This is a genomic window from Massilia sp. BKSP1R2A-1 (assembly GCF_050586525.1).
Lineage (GTDB): Bacteria > Pseudomonadota > Gammaproteobacteria > Burkholderiales > Burkholderiaceae_D > Telluria.
The window spans coordinates 202,469-215,326 of the sequence record NZ_JBOBRE010000005.1 but is presented as its reverse complement, the minus strand read 5'-3'; the positions used below and the strand labels follow the sequence as shown (position 1 = coordinate 215,326).

Genomic DNA, 12,858 nt, shown 5'->3' with positions numbered 1-12,858 from the left:
CCACGCAATCGCCAGATACTGTTCTACAACAGGCAACGCGCTGATTTCAGCGTGATGCAGATCGATTCTAGCCAGCGAAGGCCTGGCTGGCTTGAGCCTGCACAGGAGCGGCGGTCGCGGCCAGGTAGATGAGTGAGCGCGAGAACGCACCCGTGTTTCCTCGGGCTAGTCGGCAATGCGCCGGGATTCCGGACAAGAGAGTATGCTGGAGCGGCTGCACCTTTGAAGGAGATCGACGATGGAAACCACCACACCCTTGTCCGTGCACCAGCGTGAAGACCAAGGGAAATTGCTTCTGCGTGTGATCCTCGCGCTCATGCTGCTCTTCCACGGCGTGTCCAAGCTGATCGGAGGCGTCGGCTTCATCAGCGGCATGCTGGAGAAGGCCGGCCTCCCGGGCGCATTCGGCTACCTGGTCTATGTCGGCGAGGTGATCGCTCCGCTGATGATCCTGTTCGGCGTCTACACCCGGCTGGCCGCGCTGGTCGTGGCGATCAATATGGTCGTGGCCCTGCTGCTGGTGCATACCGGTGAATTCTTTTCGCTGAACCAGACGGGCGGATGGGCGCTCGAGCTCCAGGGCATGTACCTGGGTGGCGCGCTCGCCGTGGCCCTGCTGGGCGCCGGCAGGTACAGTGTCGGCGGCGCCGCGGGGCGCTGGAACTGACCTGGCGCTGTTCGGCCGCCTGCTGGCCTGGATCCAGGCAGATGCGCGGCGCAGATCGTGCGCGTCCTCGAACGGTCCCGGGAGGTCGAGCTTACCGCGCCTGTGGCGTCAGTACCGGCGGCACGGCCCTGGCGCCCCACCACTTCCGGTAGTTGTCCGCGTAGGCGCCCGATTTGATGTAGTCCGCAACGAAGCCGTTCACGAATGCGAGCAGGGCCGGATCGCCCTTGGCCATCGCGATGCCGATCGGCGTGTTGCCATACATCGTGGGCAGGGTCTCGAGCTGGGCGTTCTTGCTGGCGAGATAGTCGAGCAGCGAGGAATCCTCGATGCCGGCATCGACCCGCTTCTGCCGCAGCAGCAGGACGCCGTCCGGCGCGAAGTTGTCGGTGTAGACGACCACCGCCTGCGGGGCCGATTTCTTCAGGAAGGCGTCCGCCGTGGTGCCGCGGCCGACCACGACGCGCTTGCCGTTCAGGTCCGCCAATGTCCTGACCTTCGCGCTCTTCTGGGCGATCACGCGCAGGCCCGCCTGGTTGTAGGGAATCGAAAAGTCCACCACGCGTGCGCGCTGGGGCGTGATCGAGACGTTCGCCACCACCAGGTCGAGCTGTTTCGACATCAGCATCGAGATGCGCGCGTCGCTGGACACGTCGGAGAAGCGTACCGGCACGCCGAGCTTCGCGGCCAGCTGCCTGGCGACGTCGACGTCGTAGCCGCTAGGTTCATTGCCGGCGTTGCGAAATCCTACCGGCTCGCCGCCCAGGGAGACGCCGATGCGCACGTATCCACGCGCCTTGATCTCTTCGATGCGGCCGGCCTGTGCGGAGGCCGCGAGCAGCAGCAAGGCCGCCGCGGCGGCGAAGCGTGTGAAGCGGGTGAAGCGATGCTGCATAGTCGATCCTTTCATGATGTGGCCTTGCCGGCCACGCGCAGCTCCGGCGCGGCCATGCCCTCGTCCCAGTACCAGTAGCGGATCTCTTCGTCGCAGCGGTAGTTGACGACCTGGTGATTGCCCTTTGCGTCCATGGCGTGGATCACGACGCCGGCCAGGAAGCCGGACTTCAGCTCGGAAAGCTCCTCGACCGCCAGCTTGATGGCGTCCGCCAGGCAGTAGCCGAGCCGCATCGCCAGCACGATGCTGCGCGACGTCCCGCAGCGCATGGTCATCTCTCCCGTATGGGTGCAGGCGGCGGCGCCATAGCGGCTGTCCGCGTAGAAGCCGGCGCCGGGGATCGGCGAGTCGCCGAGGCGCCCCGGATACTTCCAGGCCCAGCCGGAAGTCGAGGTCACCACGCCGATGTTCTCCCCGACGTCGCGGCCCAGGAAGACCGTGGTGTCGCGCACGCGTTCCGGGTCGGTGATGGTGTTGCTGAGCGGCGCCAGGGGAATGTCGGGGAAGGCCGCGCGCTGTTCCGGCGACATCTCTCTCTCCAGCTTTTCCCACCACACGCGCTTGCTGTCCGGGTGCAGCACCTCATCCAGAGCGAAGCCGCGCTCGGTGGCGAAGCGGCGCGCGCCTGCGCCGGTCAGCATCACGTGCGGCAGATGCTTCATGACCTCGTGCGCCAGGGCGGAGACGGGCAGGGTGGCAGGGACCGCACCGACCGCGCCGACGTCGCGCGTCGTGCCGTCCATGACGCCGGCGTCGAATTCCATCTCGCCCAGCATGTTCGGCCAGCCGCCGTAGCCGACACTGCGCACCTTCGCTTCACGTTCGACCTTCGCGATCCCGGCAACCATGGCGTCGATGCCGGCGCCGTCCCGCCTCAACAGATCGACCGTGGTCTCGAAGCCGGGCCAGGCCTCGGCGTTCGCAAGCAGCATTCTCATGATTTACGATTTACTCATTTTGGACAAAAATTGGGCGATGCGCGGCTGCGCCATGCCGCCGTCCTGGGCGAAGAAGTGCGCGGCCGGCAGGTCGGCCAGCAGGCGCCCCCCGTCCAGGAACACGATGCGGTTCGAGATGTGCCGCGCGAATTCGATCTCGTGAGTGACGAAGAGCATGGTGGTCCCGCTGCGCGCCAGCTTGCCGAGGATGGCCAGCACTTCGGCCGTCATTTCCGGATCGAGCGCGCTGGTGACTTCGTCCAGCAGCAGGTAGCGCGGCCTCATCGCCAGGGCGCGGCAGATGCCGACGCGCTGGCGCTGTCCGCCGGAAAGCTGGGCGGGCCAGGCGTCCGCGCGCTCGAGCAGGCCCACGGCGGCGAGCAGCTCGCGCCCTTCCTCTTCCGCCTGGCGGCGTGGCACCTTCAATACCTCGATCGGGGCCAGCGTGACGTTCTGCAGCGCCGTCATGTGCGGGTACAGGTTAAACAGCTGGAACACCGTGCCGCAGCTGCGGCGCGCGTGCTGCAAGCCTTTTGGATCGTCGACGCTGTGGCCGTCGACAGAGATCGCACCGCCATCGAGCTTTTCCAGCCCGTTGATGCAGCGGATCAGCGTCGACTTGCCGGAACCGCTGGCCCCGAGGATGGACACCACTTCGCCCGGCGCGATGCGCAGGTCGATGCCGTCGAGGACCGTGCTGGCGCCGAAGCGCTTGATCACGCCTGCGATCTCGATCATCTTACAAACCCTTCCATTGATTATGCGCGCGCAGGCGCGCTTCCCACCGGGCGCAGCTCGAGGCGATCAGGCGAGCCATCAGGTAGTACAGCAGGCCGATCACCGTCCAGACGATGAAGGGCTTGAGCGTGCGGACATTCAGGATCGCGCCCACCTTGGTCAGGTCGACGACGCCGATCACCGAGATCAGCGACGTTACCTGCAGCTGGTTGACCAGGAGGCCCGTCAGCGGGCCGAAGCCAAAGGCCGCCGCCTGCGGCGCCACGACGCGGCGCAGTATCTGCCAGCGAGTGAGGCCAAAGACGCGCGCCGTCTCCAGCTGCTCGCGGCCGACCGATTCGATGGCGGAGACGGCGATCACGTAGACGAAGGCCGCCGTGTTGCCGGACAGGGTGATCAGGGCCGCCTCCACCGGCGTCAGGTCGGTCTGCAGCAGCACCGGCAGGCCGAAGAAGACGAGGAAGAGCTGCACCAGCACCGGCGAATTCTTGAGCAGTTCGGCGAGCAGCGCGGCCAGTGGCGCCAGCAGCGGGGTGCGGTAATAGCGCAGCATCGCCCATGAGAGGCCAAGCAGCAGCCCGATGACGGCCGTCGCGACGAACAGCGCGACCGAGACGCCCAGTCCCTGCAGCAGCAGGAGCAGGTCGTGGTGGGTGAAATCCGTGAACCGCATCAGGCGAGGTTCCGGTTCAGGCGCCGGTGCAGCGCCCCGCTCGCGAGCGACACGAGCCAGGTCATCGCCGCATACATCACGAGCAGCAGCAGGTAGACCTCAAAGGGCTGGAAGGTATCCGAGGCCACGATCTTCGCGGTGCCGGTCAGTTCGTTGATGGTGATCGCCGACAGGATGGACGAGGTCAGGATCAGGTTGACGAACACCGCTCCGAGCGGGCGGACCGAGGTGCGCAAGGCGATGGGCAGGACGATGCGGCGGTAGATGGCCAGGCGCGACAGGCCGCTGACCTGGGCCGCCTCCAGCACGCCCGGCTCGACGGACAGGATGCCGGAGCGGATCACGTCGGAGGTAAACGCGCCGCCCGCCAGCGACAGCGCCAGCACGCCGGTGGCGAAGGCGCTCAGTTCGACGCCGATCTCGGGCAGGCCGTAGAACAGGAAGAACAGCTGGACGATGAAGGGAACGTTGCGGAAGACGTCGACGTAGGCCTCGGCCACGCGCCGGGCCAGCGGCGCGCTTGCGGTGCGCATCAGGGCCGCGACGACGCCAAGCAGCAGGCCGCCGGCCAGGGCCAGCGCGCAGGCGAGGGCGGTCAGGCGGGCGCCGAGCGCGAGGTCGCCGAGATAGGGTTCAAGCGTGGTGAGGTCGAACGGCAAACAGCGTACTCCGACTGGATCGAAACCGGTTTCAGTGCAAACCGGGCAAGTCTCACACACGCTGCCGGGGATATCAAGAGCGCGACGGGTTCAAGCCTGCAGTTTAGCTTTCAGCGCCGCGACTTTCGTGCGGCTGGTCCGGCGGCGCCCGCCCGTATCGAATCCGAAAGCCCTTACCTCCGGTGAGGCTTCCGGTACGGGTTCGGAGCAGGATGCGTGGACGTCGGTCAGCGGCAACTGGCCGCGCAGCAGGTGCACATTGTCTGCGCCGATTCCTGCGCCGGGCATGATCGCGATGCGGCCGGCGGCGGCATCGAAACAGCGGCGCAGGCCGTCCAGGCCATCCGGCGCGCTGCGTGCGCCGCCGGACGTGAGGATGCGCTCGAAGCCAAGGTCAACGGCCTGGCGCGACGCCTCGCCAAGGTCCGGGCACAGGTCGATGGCCCGGTGCAGCGTGCAGCGCAGCCCCTGGTCCGCGGCCCGGCGCACCAGGCGCTCGAGCAGCCGCAGGTCCAGCCGGCCGTCCTGCAGGGATGCGCCGAGCACCACGCCTTGCAGACCCGCGGCTGCGACGGCGTCGATCTCCTCAAGCATCAGCCGGGCCTCGATCTCGTCGAAGCAGAAATCCCCGCCGCGCGGCCGGATCATGGCCACGACCGGCACCGGGCTGTTCGTGGCTGCGCGCAGCAGGCCGGCGCTCGGCGTCAGGCCGCCGATTTCCAGCGCGCTGCACAATTCGATGCGGTCGGCGCCGCCCTCGATCGCCGCGGCCAGGCCCTGGACGCTGTCGATGCACACCTCCAGCACGATCGGTTCAGGCATGCGCGCCACCTACCTTGTCGAGGCCCAGCCAGGCTGCGCCGATCAGTCCCGGTTCCGCGCCGGACTGGCCGGGAACGATGATGGGCGCATCGGTCTTGCGCAGGATGCCGGCGCGTACCGCCCCGTCGAGGCGCGCGATCAGGGCCGCGCTGTTGGCCAGGCCGCCGCCCACCGGCAGGATCGAGGCGCCGACGGTGTTGACCAGCATGGCCAGCGGACCGCTGAGCAGGTCGACGAAGCAGTCGATGGTGCGGCCGGCGCGGACATCGCCGGCCTGCCAGGCATCGATGATGGCGCGGCTGTCCAGCTGCTGCTGGTGCAGGTGCTGGTGCAGCCGCTCGAGGCCGCGCGCGCCGCCGACGGTGTCGATGCAGCCGGTCTGGCCGCAGCCGCAGGGGAAGCGTGGAATCGCCTGCGGCGGGCTGCCGGCGAATTGTGCAGCCACCGGGCCGTGGCCCCATTCGCCGGCGAAACCGCCAGGCCCGCCGACCAGCCGCCCGCCGTAGACCAGGCCACCGCCGACGCCCGTTCCGAGGATCAGGCCGAAGACGTTCGCATGGCCGCGTCCCGCGCCCGCCTGGGCTTCGGCGAGGGCGAAGCTGTCGGCGTCGTTGATGATCCAGACCGGCAGGCCGAAGGCTGCGGCCAGGTCGGCCGACAGGGTGCGGCCGTCGATGCAGGGAATATTGGCGCACTTGATGCGGCCACTCGCCGGATCGATCACGCCCGCGATCGAGATGGCGACGCCGCGCGAAGGCCCGCCGGCAGCGATCAGGGTGCGCATGGCGGCCGTGAAGGCGTCGAAGTCGTGGGCGGGCGTCGGTACGCGCGCCAAAGACCCGATCTGGCCGTCGCTCGAGGCGACCGCGCATTTGATGGCGCTGCCGCCAATATCGAAACAGGTAATCATGGTGCGCATGATACCGGCAAGTCTCGTCGAAAGGCCAGCGGGCCGAGAATCGCCCTCACTCGGTCGGATCCGGCTTCACGCGGGTCAGCTTGTAGTCGGCCGCGGAGCGTTCGAGCGCGAGCCCGAGGACGTCCTTGAGCTCCTCCGGTTTCGTGCCCGCGTCGAGCTGCCGTTTCGCGAAGGTGTTGCGCAGGGTGCGTCCGCCCGAGCGCTCCAGGTCCAGGCCGGCACGTTCGAAGGTCGCGCGCATCTGGACGTAGACAGTCTTTCGCGTCAGGCGATTGCCGGCAAGGTTGGCGGGAAAGACGAACTGGCCCGGGATGCCCATCGCTTCGCGCTCCTCCAGCCAGGGGCGCAGTTCGTCGACGCCTTCGCGAGGGAGGGTGACCGTGTGTTCATGGCTGGTGTCGTGCTTCTCGCTCGGCGTGATGGTGAGCTCGATCGATCCGTCGAGGGCCGCCTGGCGGCCGACTTCGGCCACGAGCAGGCCGACGGCTTCGGACACCCGCAGGCCGGCGAGTGCGATCACGACCTGCATGGCGCGGTCGCGCCGCCGCTTCCAGCCGTCGAAGGGCGTGCTGCGGCGGCGCCGTGGCGGGTCGGCGGGCAGGGCGTTGAAGAAGCGCTCCAGCTGATCTTCCGACAGGCTGCGTCCGGCTTCGTCCTTCTTGATGTGGGCGCGGTCGATGTGGAGGATGGCCTGCGTCGCCGGATTCGGGGCCACCGCGAGGTGCTCGTAGCAGCGCTCCAGCAGGCGCAGGTAGCGGTAGGCGATCTTGCTGTTCAGGACCGGCTTGTTGTTCTCGGTGCGGCCGATGAAGCGCAGCAGGTCGGCTTCGCCGGTGGTGGAGAAGGTGAGACCTTGCTCCTGGATCCATCCGGCGACCTTGTTGAACATGAAGACGTAGATCTTCGCCGATTGTTCGGACAGCACCCTGAGTGTTCCATCGGCACGGGCGCGCCGCCCGGTCTCGGCGAACGCTTCGGTGAAGACAAACTCCTTGAATGCCTTGACCGGGTCGGCATTCCAGCTTTTCAGGGTGTGCATGGCGAGCAGTCGGGTCGGCGAAAGCACTACGCTAACATAAAAAGTAACTAACCCACGGTTCGCTCAAAACAACGCCAAACATGGAAACGTCACGAACTCCGGAAACGAACACGCCCGGCACACAAGCTACCAGGGGGAAGGCCAGGTACGAGGGAGGGCGCCGACAGAGCGGGCACCACCTTTGACCAGGCCTGGCATACGCTTGCCAAGGCTAACGATTTTCGCCATGCTGTTACCTATTGGCAACTACACGCTGACGGACATGAACTCGGGTGTTGAGATCGGAAAGCGCCGGATTAACTTTACCCCTGCGACGCGGGAAATTTTGTACAAGGCTGCCGGCGGCCGCTGCTGTTTCCGCACCTGCCTCTGCCTGACCGAGGGCGTGACGGAGGATCGCGACGGCGAAGCCGTCGTCAGGGGGATCAGCGTGGCCGCCCACGTCTATTCGGCCCGCGCGGGCGGTCCGAGAGGACAAGGCGGCCGCACGTTCGAGGAGATCAGGCACCGTTCGAACGGCATGTGGATGTGCGCGACGCATGGCAGGGAAGTAGACGATTTTCAGGACCGGTACTCGGCGGAACATCTCTTGCGCATGAAAGCCGTCCGGGAGCTTGCGCATGAGCTCGAGCGGCAGAACGGCTGGATCGGCTTCTATGTGCGGGAATGCGGCGTTCGGGACTGGAACGAGTGCGTATGGGAGAACGCCGCGGGGACGGAAGTCGACTTGATCGCCGGGATTGATACGCAAGCCATGGTCGATGCCTTCATGTCGCGCGCCATCCAGAAAATGGCGCTCCTCGACCGCCACGTGGACAGCCTGCCGCCAAGGCTGCCCGCCGGTTTTTCCCTCAAGCCAATCGTCAGCGCGGTGTCTTCGCTCGCGCGGCCGGCGAGCGTGCCCGAGGATCCTGCATGGATCGTCGAACGGCCAACTGGAGGCGCGGTGGCGAGCCAGTATGAACGGGAACGTAGGCGCGCAATTGAGATCGCCAGGGCATGGCTCGAGGGAGAGGGCGGGTACAGCCCTGCCATGACCGGTTTGACCAGCATCAGCGAAGTGCTCCTCGGCGCGAGAGACCCGGTCAGCGGCCAGATTCTCGCGGGCGGAATATGGCAAAGAGCCGATATCCGCTGCAGGTTGAGCTATTCGCACGAAGAGGGCGAAGTGGTCGGCATCGAGTCGCTGCACAGCTTCGACGACGTCAGCGCCTTCGACTGGCGTCTTACAGTGGAGATCAAGCATGGCACGCACTCGATCAAGAGCCGGCTCAGGGCGAAGCCGCTGCGCACGCCGTACCTGCGGTCGCCGTTCGATCGGGACAAGTTTCATGGCTACCACGGCTTGCTGGCCAGGATCGCTGCCGGCTGGGAGCCCGTCGGATACCTCAGTCGCCTGACCCATGGCGCGGGGATGAATTCCATTTCTGAACTGTTTCCGGAACCGTTCGACATCGATCTCGACATAGGGCCGGAGGCGCTTCGCAAGATGGGCCGCGACTGCGACAAGGTGCTCGCAGGTCTGGAGGTCGCGCGGAAATGGGGCGAGCATCTCGGCTTCGAGCAGCCGGTCCATACGGAGTTTTTGTTCGACGAAGTGTTCTTTATGGACAGCGTCGAGCCGGAGTTGATCCGCTTCGCCGGCGAAGAACTGATGGCGGCGTACACCCGCGGACGGCAGGATCCGCGTGCGTGGAAAACCGGTGCGCTATTCATGACGAATCCACGATCGGGAGTTCGATTTGCTTACCGTCGCGGCATGCTGGTGTTTGAGCGCGCACTGTATGCGGATCCCCAAGAGGTGCATTAGCTGGCATCAGTGCATGGAGGAACCGGGGCGCAACCGGCCAAAACGCGACTCTGAGCACTCCGAGCTGAAGTGCGCATAATCTATATTATGTTAAATGACCTCCGTGAGGAGCTCCACGTCGGGCCCTCCTTGCGCCAACTCCAGCGGTCACAGGCGCAAGGGCTTCAAGCGCTTCATACAGTCACCGGCACACGGAAACCGGCCCTGGCCTGCCGGACATCTTCCGCCACCACGCATTCCACCACATGGTCGTTGACCAGCCCCATCGCCTGCATGAAGGCATACACGGTGGTCGGCCCGACGAACTTCCACCCGCGCCGCTTCAGATCCTTGGCCAGGGCGATCAACTCCTCGGCCGTTGATGCCGTTTGCGGCGCCATCCACTGAAAAAAACCGCGGGCATCGCCCGCGGTTTCATGCGCTACAAGCGCGCTCGGGATCAGAACTTGTGGTTGTACTCGACCGTGAAGCGCGCATAGCGCGGCGTCTGGGTCGACAGGACACGGTGGTAGCTGTCCAGGCGGGTCTGGGTCGAGTTCTGGTTCAGCTGCTCCGAAATCGACTGGACCGTCTGGCGGTTCATGACGTTGAACACGTCCAGCCTCACTGCCATGCCTTTCACGTAGGACGGCATGTAGGCCAGGTTCAGGTCCAGGCGCGTGGTCCACGGCAGGCGCCCTTCCGAACCACGCGGGGCCGGACGGCCGAAGCAGGTGTCGTAGTAGGAACCGTAGCTGTGCGCGGCCGGCACGGTCGGGTCGGCGCCCAGGCAGTTCTTCGGACGGCCGGATTGCGCCAGCAGGTTGCCGCCGACCATCCATTCTGGCGTGAACTGGTAGAAGCCGAAGGCCTTCAGCTGGTGGGTGCGGTCGTTCGGCAGCGGGCCGTACTTGCCGCGCATCAGCTCAGGCTTGTCCCAGCTCACGGTGTGCGACACGTCCAGCTGGCCGATATCCGACTGGGTCTGCCCTTCCGTGTTGCCGTAGTTCTTCGACCAGGTATAGTTCACGCGGCCGTACCAGCCATTGCGGAACGGGTGCTCGACGAACAGGTCGATCGCCTTGTAGGTACGCTTCGCCTCATCGAAGCCGAGCTCGGCTGCGGTGAGCTTCACTTCGGTCAGGTTGGTGCCGGTGTTGGCGAAGTCGACCAGGAAGGTGTTGTCCTCGCCCGGGTTGAAGGCGGCACAGCCGAAGCCGGTCCACTTCGAGGTGTTCACGTTCGGATTACGCGCGAGCCAGGCCAGGAAAGGACGGTTGTCGCACATGTCGTCGATGGTCGAACGCAGGGTGCGGTAGGTTGCGCGGGCGCCAAAGGTGATGTCCGGCGTGAGCGCGCGCTCGAATCCCAGCGTGATCTCGTCCTGGTAGGTCGGCTCCAGGTCCTGGGCAGCGACGGTGCTCGGGTGCTTGGCCTGGAAGTACTCGTTATTGGTCGAGAACGGCGCCGGCACCAGCGGCACCAGACCTTGCGGAGCGCCGGTGACCGGGTCGATGCCCGTGTAGGTGAAGGCCTGGCTGGTGAACAGCGAGCGCGAAGCGCCGCGCACCGAGATATTGGTCGGCACCTGCACGAAGTAGCGGCCGGCCGTACCGAATACCTTCAGGGTCGAGTCGCCATTGACGTCCCAGGACGCCGAGAAGCGCGGGGCGATCTGGTCCTTGATGTCCATGAACTTCTGCTTCTCGCCGTTGCGGTTCTCGAACTGCTCGTTACGCACGCCGATGGTCAGCAGCAGGTCCTTGGTGACCTGCCAGCGGTCTTCGATGTACTGCGCGGACTGGTCGGAATAGGCGTCGGTGATCGAGGTGAACTTGGTCTCGGTCACGTAGTAGCCCTGCAGGCCGTAGCCGCCGCCGCTGGCCGGGGCGACCACCACGTTCTGCAGTGCGATCGGCGTAGTCGGCGACTGCGCACTGCGCGCATAGGCCCACAGGCCGCCGCCGGCGCGGTACACGCCTGCGTCCTCGGAGCTCAGGCGGTTCTCGTCGATACCGGCGCGGATCGTGTGGTTGCCCAGCTTGTATTCCAGGTCCAGGCGCGCGCTCTCGACCGTATCTTCGCCGCCCGTGATCGGAACGTTGCCGCTGATGGGGTTGGGGCTTGGATCCGGCAGGCCGGGCACCTTGCCGGTGGACGTGTAGGTCACCTGGTAGACGTTCGGGTTCACGCCCGCGTAGCTGCCGTAGGTGTTCTCGTGCTTGGTCTTCGAGCGGCCGTACAGGGCGGTCACGGTCAGGTCGTCGGTGATATTGCCGGTGTACTTCAGGATGTTGACGATACCGCCGACCGGGGTTTCGCCGGAGAAGTTCTTGTAGTGTTCGCTGGCGCCGGTGACGCCGTTGCGCGCGCCGGTCGTGTAGTTGTAGCCGGACAGGTACTTGTCCTTCTTCGACGTGTCGCCGAAGCCGGTGTACTCGAGGCGGTGGTTGTCGTTGATGTTCCAGTCCAGCTTCACCAGGTAGCGGGTGGTGTCGGTCTCCGAATCCTCCCAGCCACGGATGTTCGACGCGGTGTTCAGGCGCAGGCCGTTGATGGCATTGGTGCCGGAAAACTCGGTGCGGGTCTGTTCCAGCGAGCCGAAGAAGAACAGCTTGTCCTGGATCAGCGGGCCGCCGACGTTGAAGCCGAGCAGCTTGCGGTCGGTCTCGTTGCCGGAGCGGCGGCGGTACAGGGTGCCGTCGGTCGCGACCGTATTCGGGGCGCCGACCTTCGGGTAGTAGATGTCGACCTGGCTGGCGGCCAGGTTCTTCGGCTCCCACTGGGCGATGCCGCCCACTTCCCAGCGATTGGTGCCGCTCTTGGTGGTGATGTTGGCCACGCCGCCGACGGAGCGGCCGAACTCCGCGCCGAAGCCGCCGGTCAGGATCTGCGCCTGGCCAATTGCGCCGTAGGGGAGCTCCATGTAGCCGAGCTGGGTCAGCGGGTTGGTGACCGGGAAACCGTTCACGTAATAGGAGTTTTCCGAAACCGCGCCGCCGCCGAAACTGTTGGCGCCGTTCGGGTAGCGGCTGTCGCCCTGGGTCGTATTCGGTGCGATCAGGATGATCGACTCGACGTTGCGCGCGATCGGCAGGTTCTGCAGCTGCTGCGAGGTGAAGACGGCGCCGTTATTGGTGTTGCTCACGTCGATCACGCGGCGGCGGCCGACGACCTGCACCTGCTGGGTGGTGAAAACCGCTTCGGCGCCCTGGCCGATCAGCACCTCGACTTCGCGGGTCTGCACCACGGTGCCGTTGCGCACCAGCTGGACCGAGTAGCGGCCCGGCGGCAGCGAAGTCGCCAGATAGCGGCCGTTGCTTTCGACCGTCGCGGTGCGGCGCAGCTTGGTGTCGAGGTTCTCGATGACGACCGTTGCGCCTGCGGGGCTTTCGACGGCGCCGTAGACGTTACCGGTGGTATTCGATTGCGCCAGTACCGTCGAACTCATTCCAAGCGTCAGTGCGGTAGCACCGAATGCCAGGGCGAGCGAGCGGGCCAGTTTTGTTTTCACTGCCATGTAGTCTCTCCTATTCTTTGTGATCTGCCGCCTTGTTGGCGGCAGGCTGAATCCTCTCGCCTGACGTGGCGTCGTGGCCGTGCCGGAGAAAGAGGACTGGATGATTCTATTTGTAAATATCATCCACGAATCAGTTCACAGAGAACAAACATGCCAAAATATTCGTACAAATGGACATTAATCATATGTATGTTTGGCA

General features: G+C 65.6%; 12 protein-coding genes. 2 read left to right on the top strand and 10 right to left on the bottom strand.

The window, feature by feature from the left end; translation table 11 throughout:
• The first annotated feature begins 238 nt into the window (after positions 1 to 238).
• Positions 239 to 667 (top strand): DoxX family protein, encoded by a 429-nt coding sequence (locus tag ACQ7JA_RS10120; RefSeq protein WP_430897175.1) that lies wholly within the window; start codon positions 239 to 241, stop codon positions 665 to 667.
• A 91-nt stretch (positions 668 to 758) separates the two neighbouring features.
• On the opposite strand, the gene ACQ7JA_RS10115 is transcribed toward ACQ7JA_RS10120, so the two are convergent.
• The 8 genes from ACQ7JA_RS10115 to ACQ7JA_RS10080 all read right to left on the bottom strand — a co-directional run bounded on the left by ACQ7JA_RS10115 (position 759) and on the right by ACQ7JA_RS10080 (position 7,350).
• On the bottom strand, positions 759 to 1,577 hold the full coding sequence (locus ACQ7JA_RS10115; RefSeq protein WP_430897173.1) for a substrate-binding periplasmic protein: 819 nt from the start codon (positions 1,575 to 1,577) through the stop codon (positions 759 to 761).
• On the bottom strand, positions 1,574 to 2,500 hold the full coding sequence (locus ACQ7JA_RS10110; RefSeq protein ID WP_430897171.1) for an isoaspartyl peptidase/L-asparaginase: 927 nt from the start codon (positions 2,498 to 2,500) through the stop codon (positions 1,574 to 1,576). The genes ACQ7JA_RS10115 and ACQ7JA_RS10110 overlap by 4 nt, the downstream gene beginning before the upstream one ends.
• 3 nt (positions 2,501 to 2,503) lie before the next feature.
• Positions 2,504 to 3,238: an amino acid ABC transporter ATP-binding protein gene (locus tag ACQ7JA_RS10105; RefSeq protein ID WP_430897169.1), complete on the bottom strand. Its 735-nt coding sequence runs from the start codon at positions 3,236 to 3,238 to the stop codon at positions 2,504 to 2,506.
• Position 3,239: 1 nt separating this feature from the next.
• A complete protein-coding gene (locus ACQ7JA_RS10100; protein ID WP_430897167.1) occupies positions 3,240 to 3,911 on the bottom strand; it encodes an ABC transporter permease subunit in 672 nt (223 codons plus the stop codon).
• The gene (locus ACQ7JA_RS10095; RefSeq protein WP_430897165.1) at positions 3,911 to 4,570 is read right to left on the bottom strand and encodes an amino acid ABC transporter permease; all 660 of its coding nucleotides are present in this window, start codon (positions 4,568 to 4,570) and stop codon (positions 3,911 to 3,913) included. Before ACQ7JA_RS10095 ends, ACQ7JA_RS10100 begins: the two co-directional genes overlap by 1 nt.
• Positions 4,571 to 4,660: 90 nt before the next feature.
• Entirely contained in the window at positions 4,661 to 5,392 is a 732-nt protein-coding gene (locus ACQ7JA_RS10090) for a copper homeostasis protein CutC (protein WP_430897163.1), read from the bottom strand.
• Positions 5,385 to 6,311 (bottom strand): ROK family protein, encoded by a 927-nt coding sequence (locus ACQ7JA_RS10085; RefSeq protein ID WP_430897161.1) that lies wholly within the window; start codon positions 6,309 to 6,311, stop codon positions 5,385 to 5,387. The genes ACQ7JA_RS10090 and ACQ7JA_RS10085 overlap by 8 nt, the downstream gene beginning before the upstream one ends.
• A 46-nt stretch (positions 6,312 to 6,357) precedes the next feature.
• Positions 6,358 to 7,350, bottom strand: a complete 993-nt coding sequence (locus ACQ7JA_RS10080) for a tyrosine-type recombinase/integrase (RefSeq protein WP_430897159.1) — start codon at positions 7,348 to 7,350, stop codon at positions 6,358 to 6,360.
• Between the two features lie 226 nt (positions 7,351 to 7,576).
• Between ACQ7JA_RS10080 and ACQ7JA_RS10075 the strand changes: the two genes are divergently transcribed.
• Positions 7,577 to 9,160, top strand: coding sequence for a hypothetical protein (locus tag ACQ7JA_RS10075; RefSeq protein ID WP_430897157.1), 1,584 nt, complete (start codon positions 7,577 to 7,579; stop codon positions 9,158 to 9,160).
• A 173-nt stretch (positions 9,161 to 9,333) separates the two neighbouring features.
• Here the strand turns inward: ACQ7JA_RS10075 and ACQ7JA_RS10070 are convergent, their stop codons facing one another.
• Complete coding sequence (locus tag ACQ7JA_RS10070) at positions 9,334 to 9,540, bottom strand: DNA-3-methyladenine glycosylase I (RefSeq protein ID WP_430897155.1); 207 nt, start codon at positions 9,538 to 9,540, stop codon at positions 9,334 to 9,336.
• A gap of 59 nt (positions 9,541 to 9,599) precedes the next feature.
• On the bottom strand, positions 9,600 to 12,659 hold the full coding sequence (locus ACQ7JA_RS10065; RefSeq protein ID WP_430897153.1) for a TonB-dependent receptor: 3,060 nt from the start codon (positions 12,657 to 12,659) through the stop codon (positions 9,600 to 9,602).
• Positions 12,660 to 12,858: the final 199 nt, after the last annotated feature.

Bases quoted from the DNA above. Each gene is read 5' to 3' on its own strand.
- ACQ7JA_RS10075 (WP_430897157.1), top strand. From the start codon at position 7,577: ATGCTGTTACCTATTGGCAACTACACGCTGACGGACATGAACTCGGGT.
- ACQ7JA_RS10100 (WP_430897167.1), bottom strand. From the start codon at position 3,911: ATGCGGTTCACGGATTTCACCCACCACGACCTGCTCCTGCTGCTGCAG.
- ACQ7JA_RS10090 (WP_430897163.1), bottom strand. From the start codon at position 5,392: ATGCCTGAACCGATCGTGCTGGAGGTGTGCATCGACAGCGTCCAGGGC.
- ACQ7JA_RS10065 (WP_430897153.1), bottom strand. From the start codon at position 12,659: ATGGCAGTGAAAACAAAACTGGCCCGCTCGCTCGCCCTGGCATTCGGT.
- ACQ7JA_RS10080 (WP_430897159.1), bottom strand. From the start codon at position 7,350: ATGCACACCCTGAAAAGCTGGAATGCCGACCCGGTCAAGGCATTCAAG.
- ACQ7JA_RS10085 (WP_430897161.1), bottom strand. From the start codon at position 6,311: ATGCGCACCATGATTACCTGTTTCGATATTGGCGGCAGCGCCATCAAA.
- ACQ7JA_RS10070 (WP_430897155.1), bottom strand. From the start codon at position 9,540: ATGGCGCCGCAAACGGCATCAACGGCCGAGGAGTTGATCGCCCTGGCC.
- ACQ7JA_RS10115 (WP_430897173.1), bottom strand. From the start codon at position 1,577: ATGAAAGGATCGACTATGCAGCATCGCTTCACCCGCTTCACACGCTTC.
- ACQ7JA_RS10110 (WP_430897171.1), bottom strand. From the start codon at position 2,500: ATGAGAATGCTGCTTGCGAACGCCGAGGCCTGGCCCGGCTTCGAGACC.
- ACQ7JA_RS10120 (WP_430897175.1), top strand. From the start codon at position 239: ATGGAAACCACCACACCCTTGTCCGTGCACCAGCGTGAAGACCAAGGG.
- ACQ7JA_RS10105 (WP_430897169.1), bottom strand. From the start codon at position 3,238: ATGATCGAGATCGCAGGCGTGATCAAGCGCTTCGGCGCCAGCACGGTC.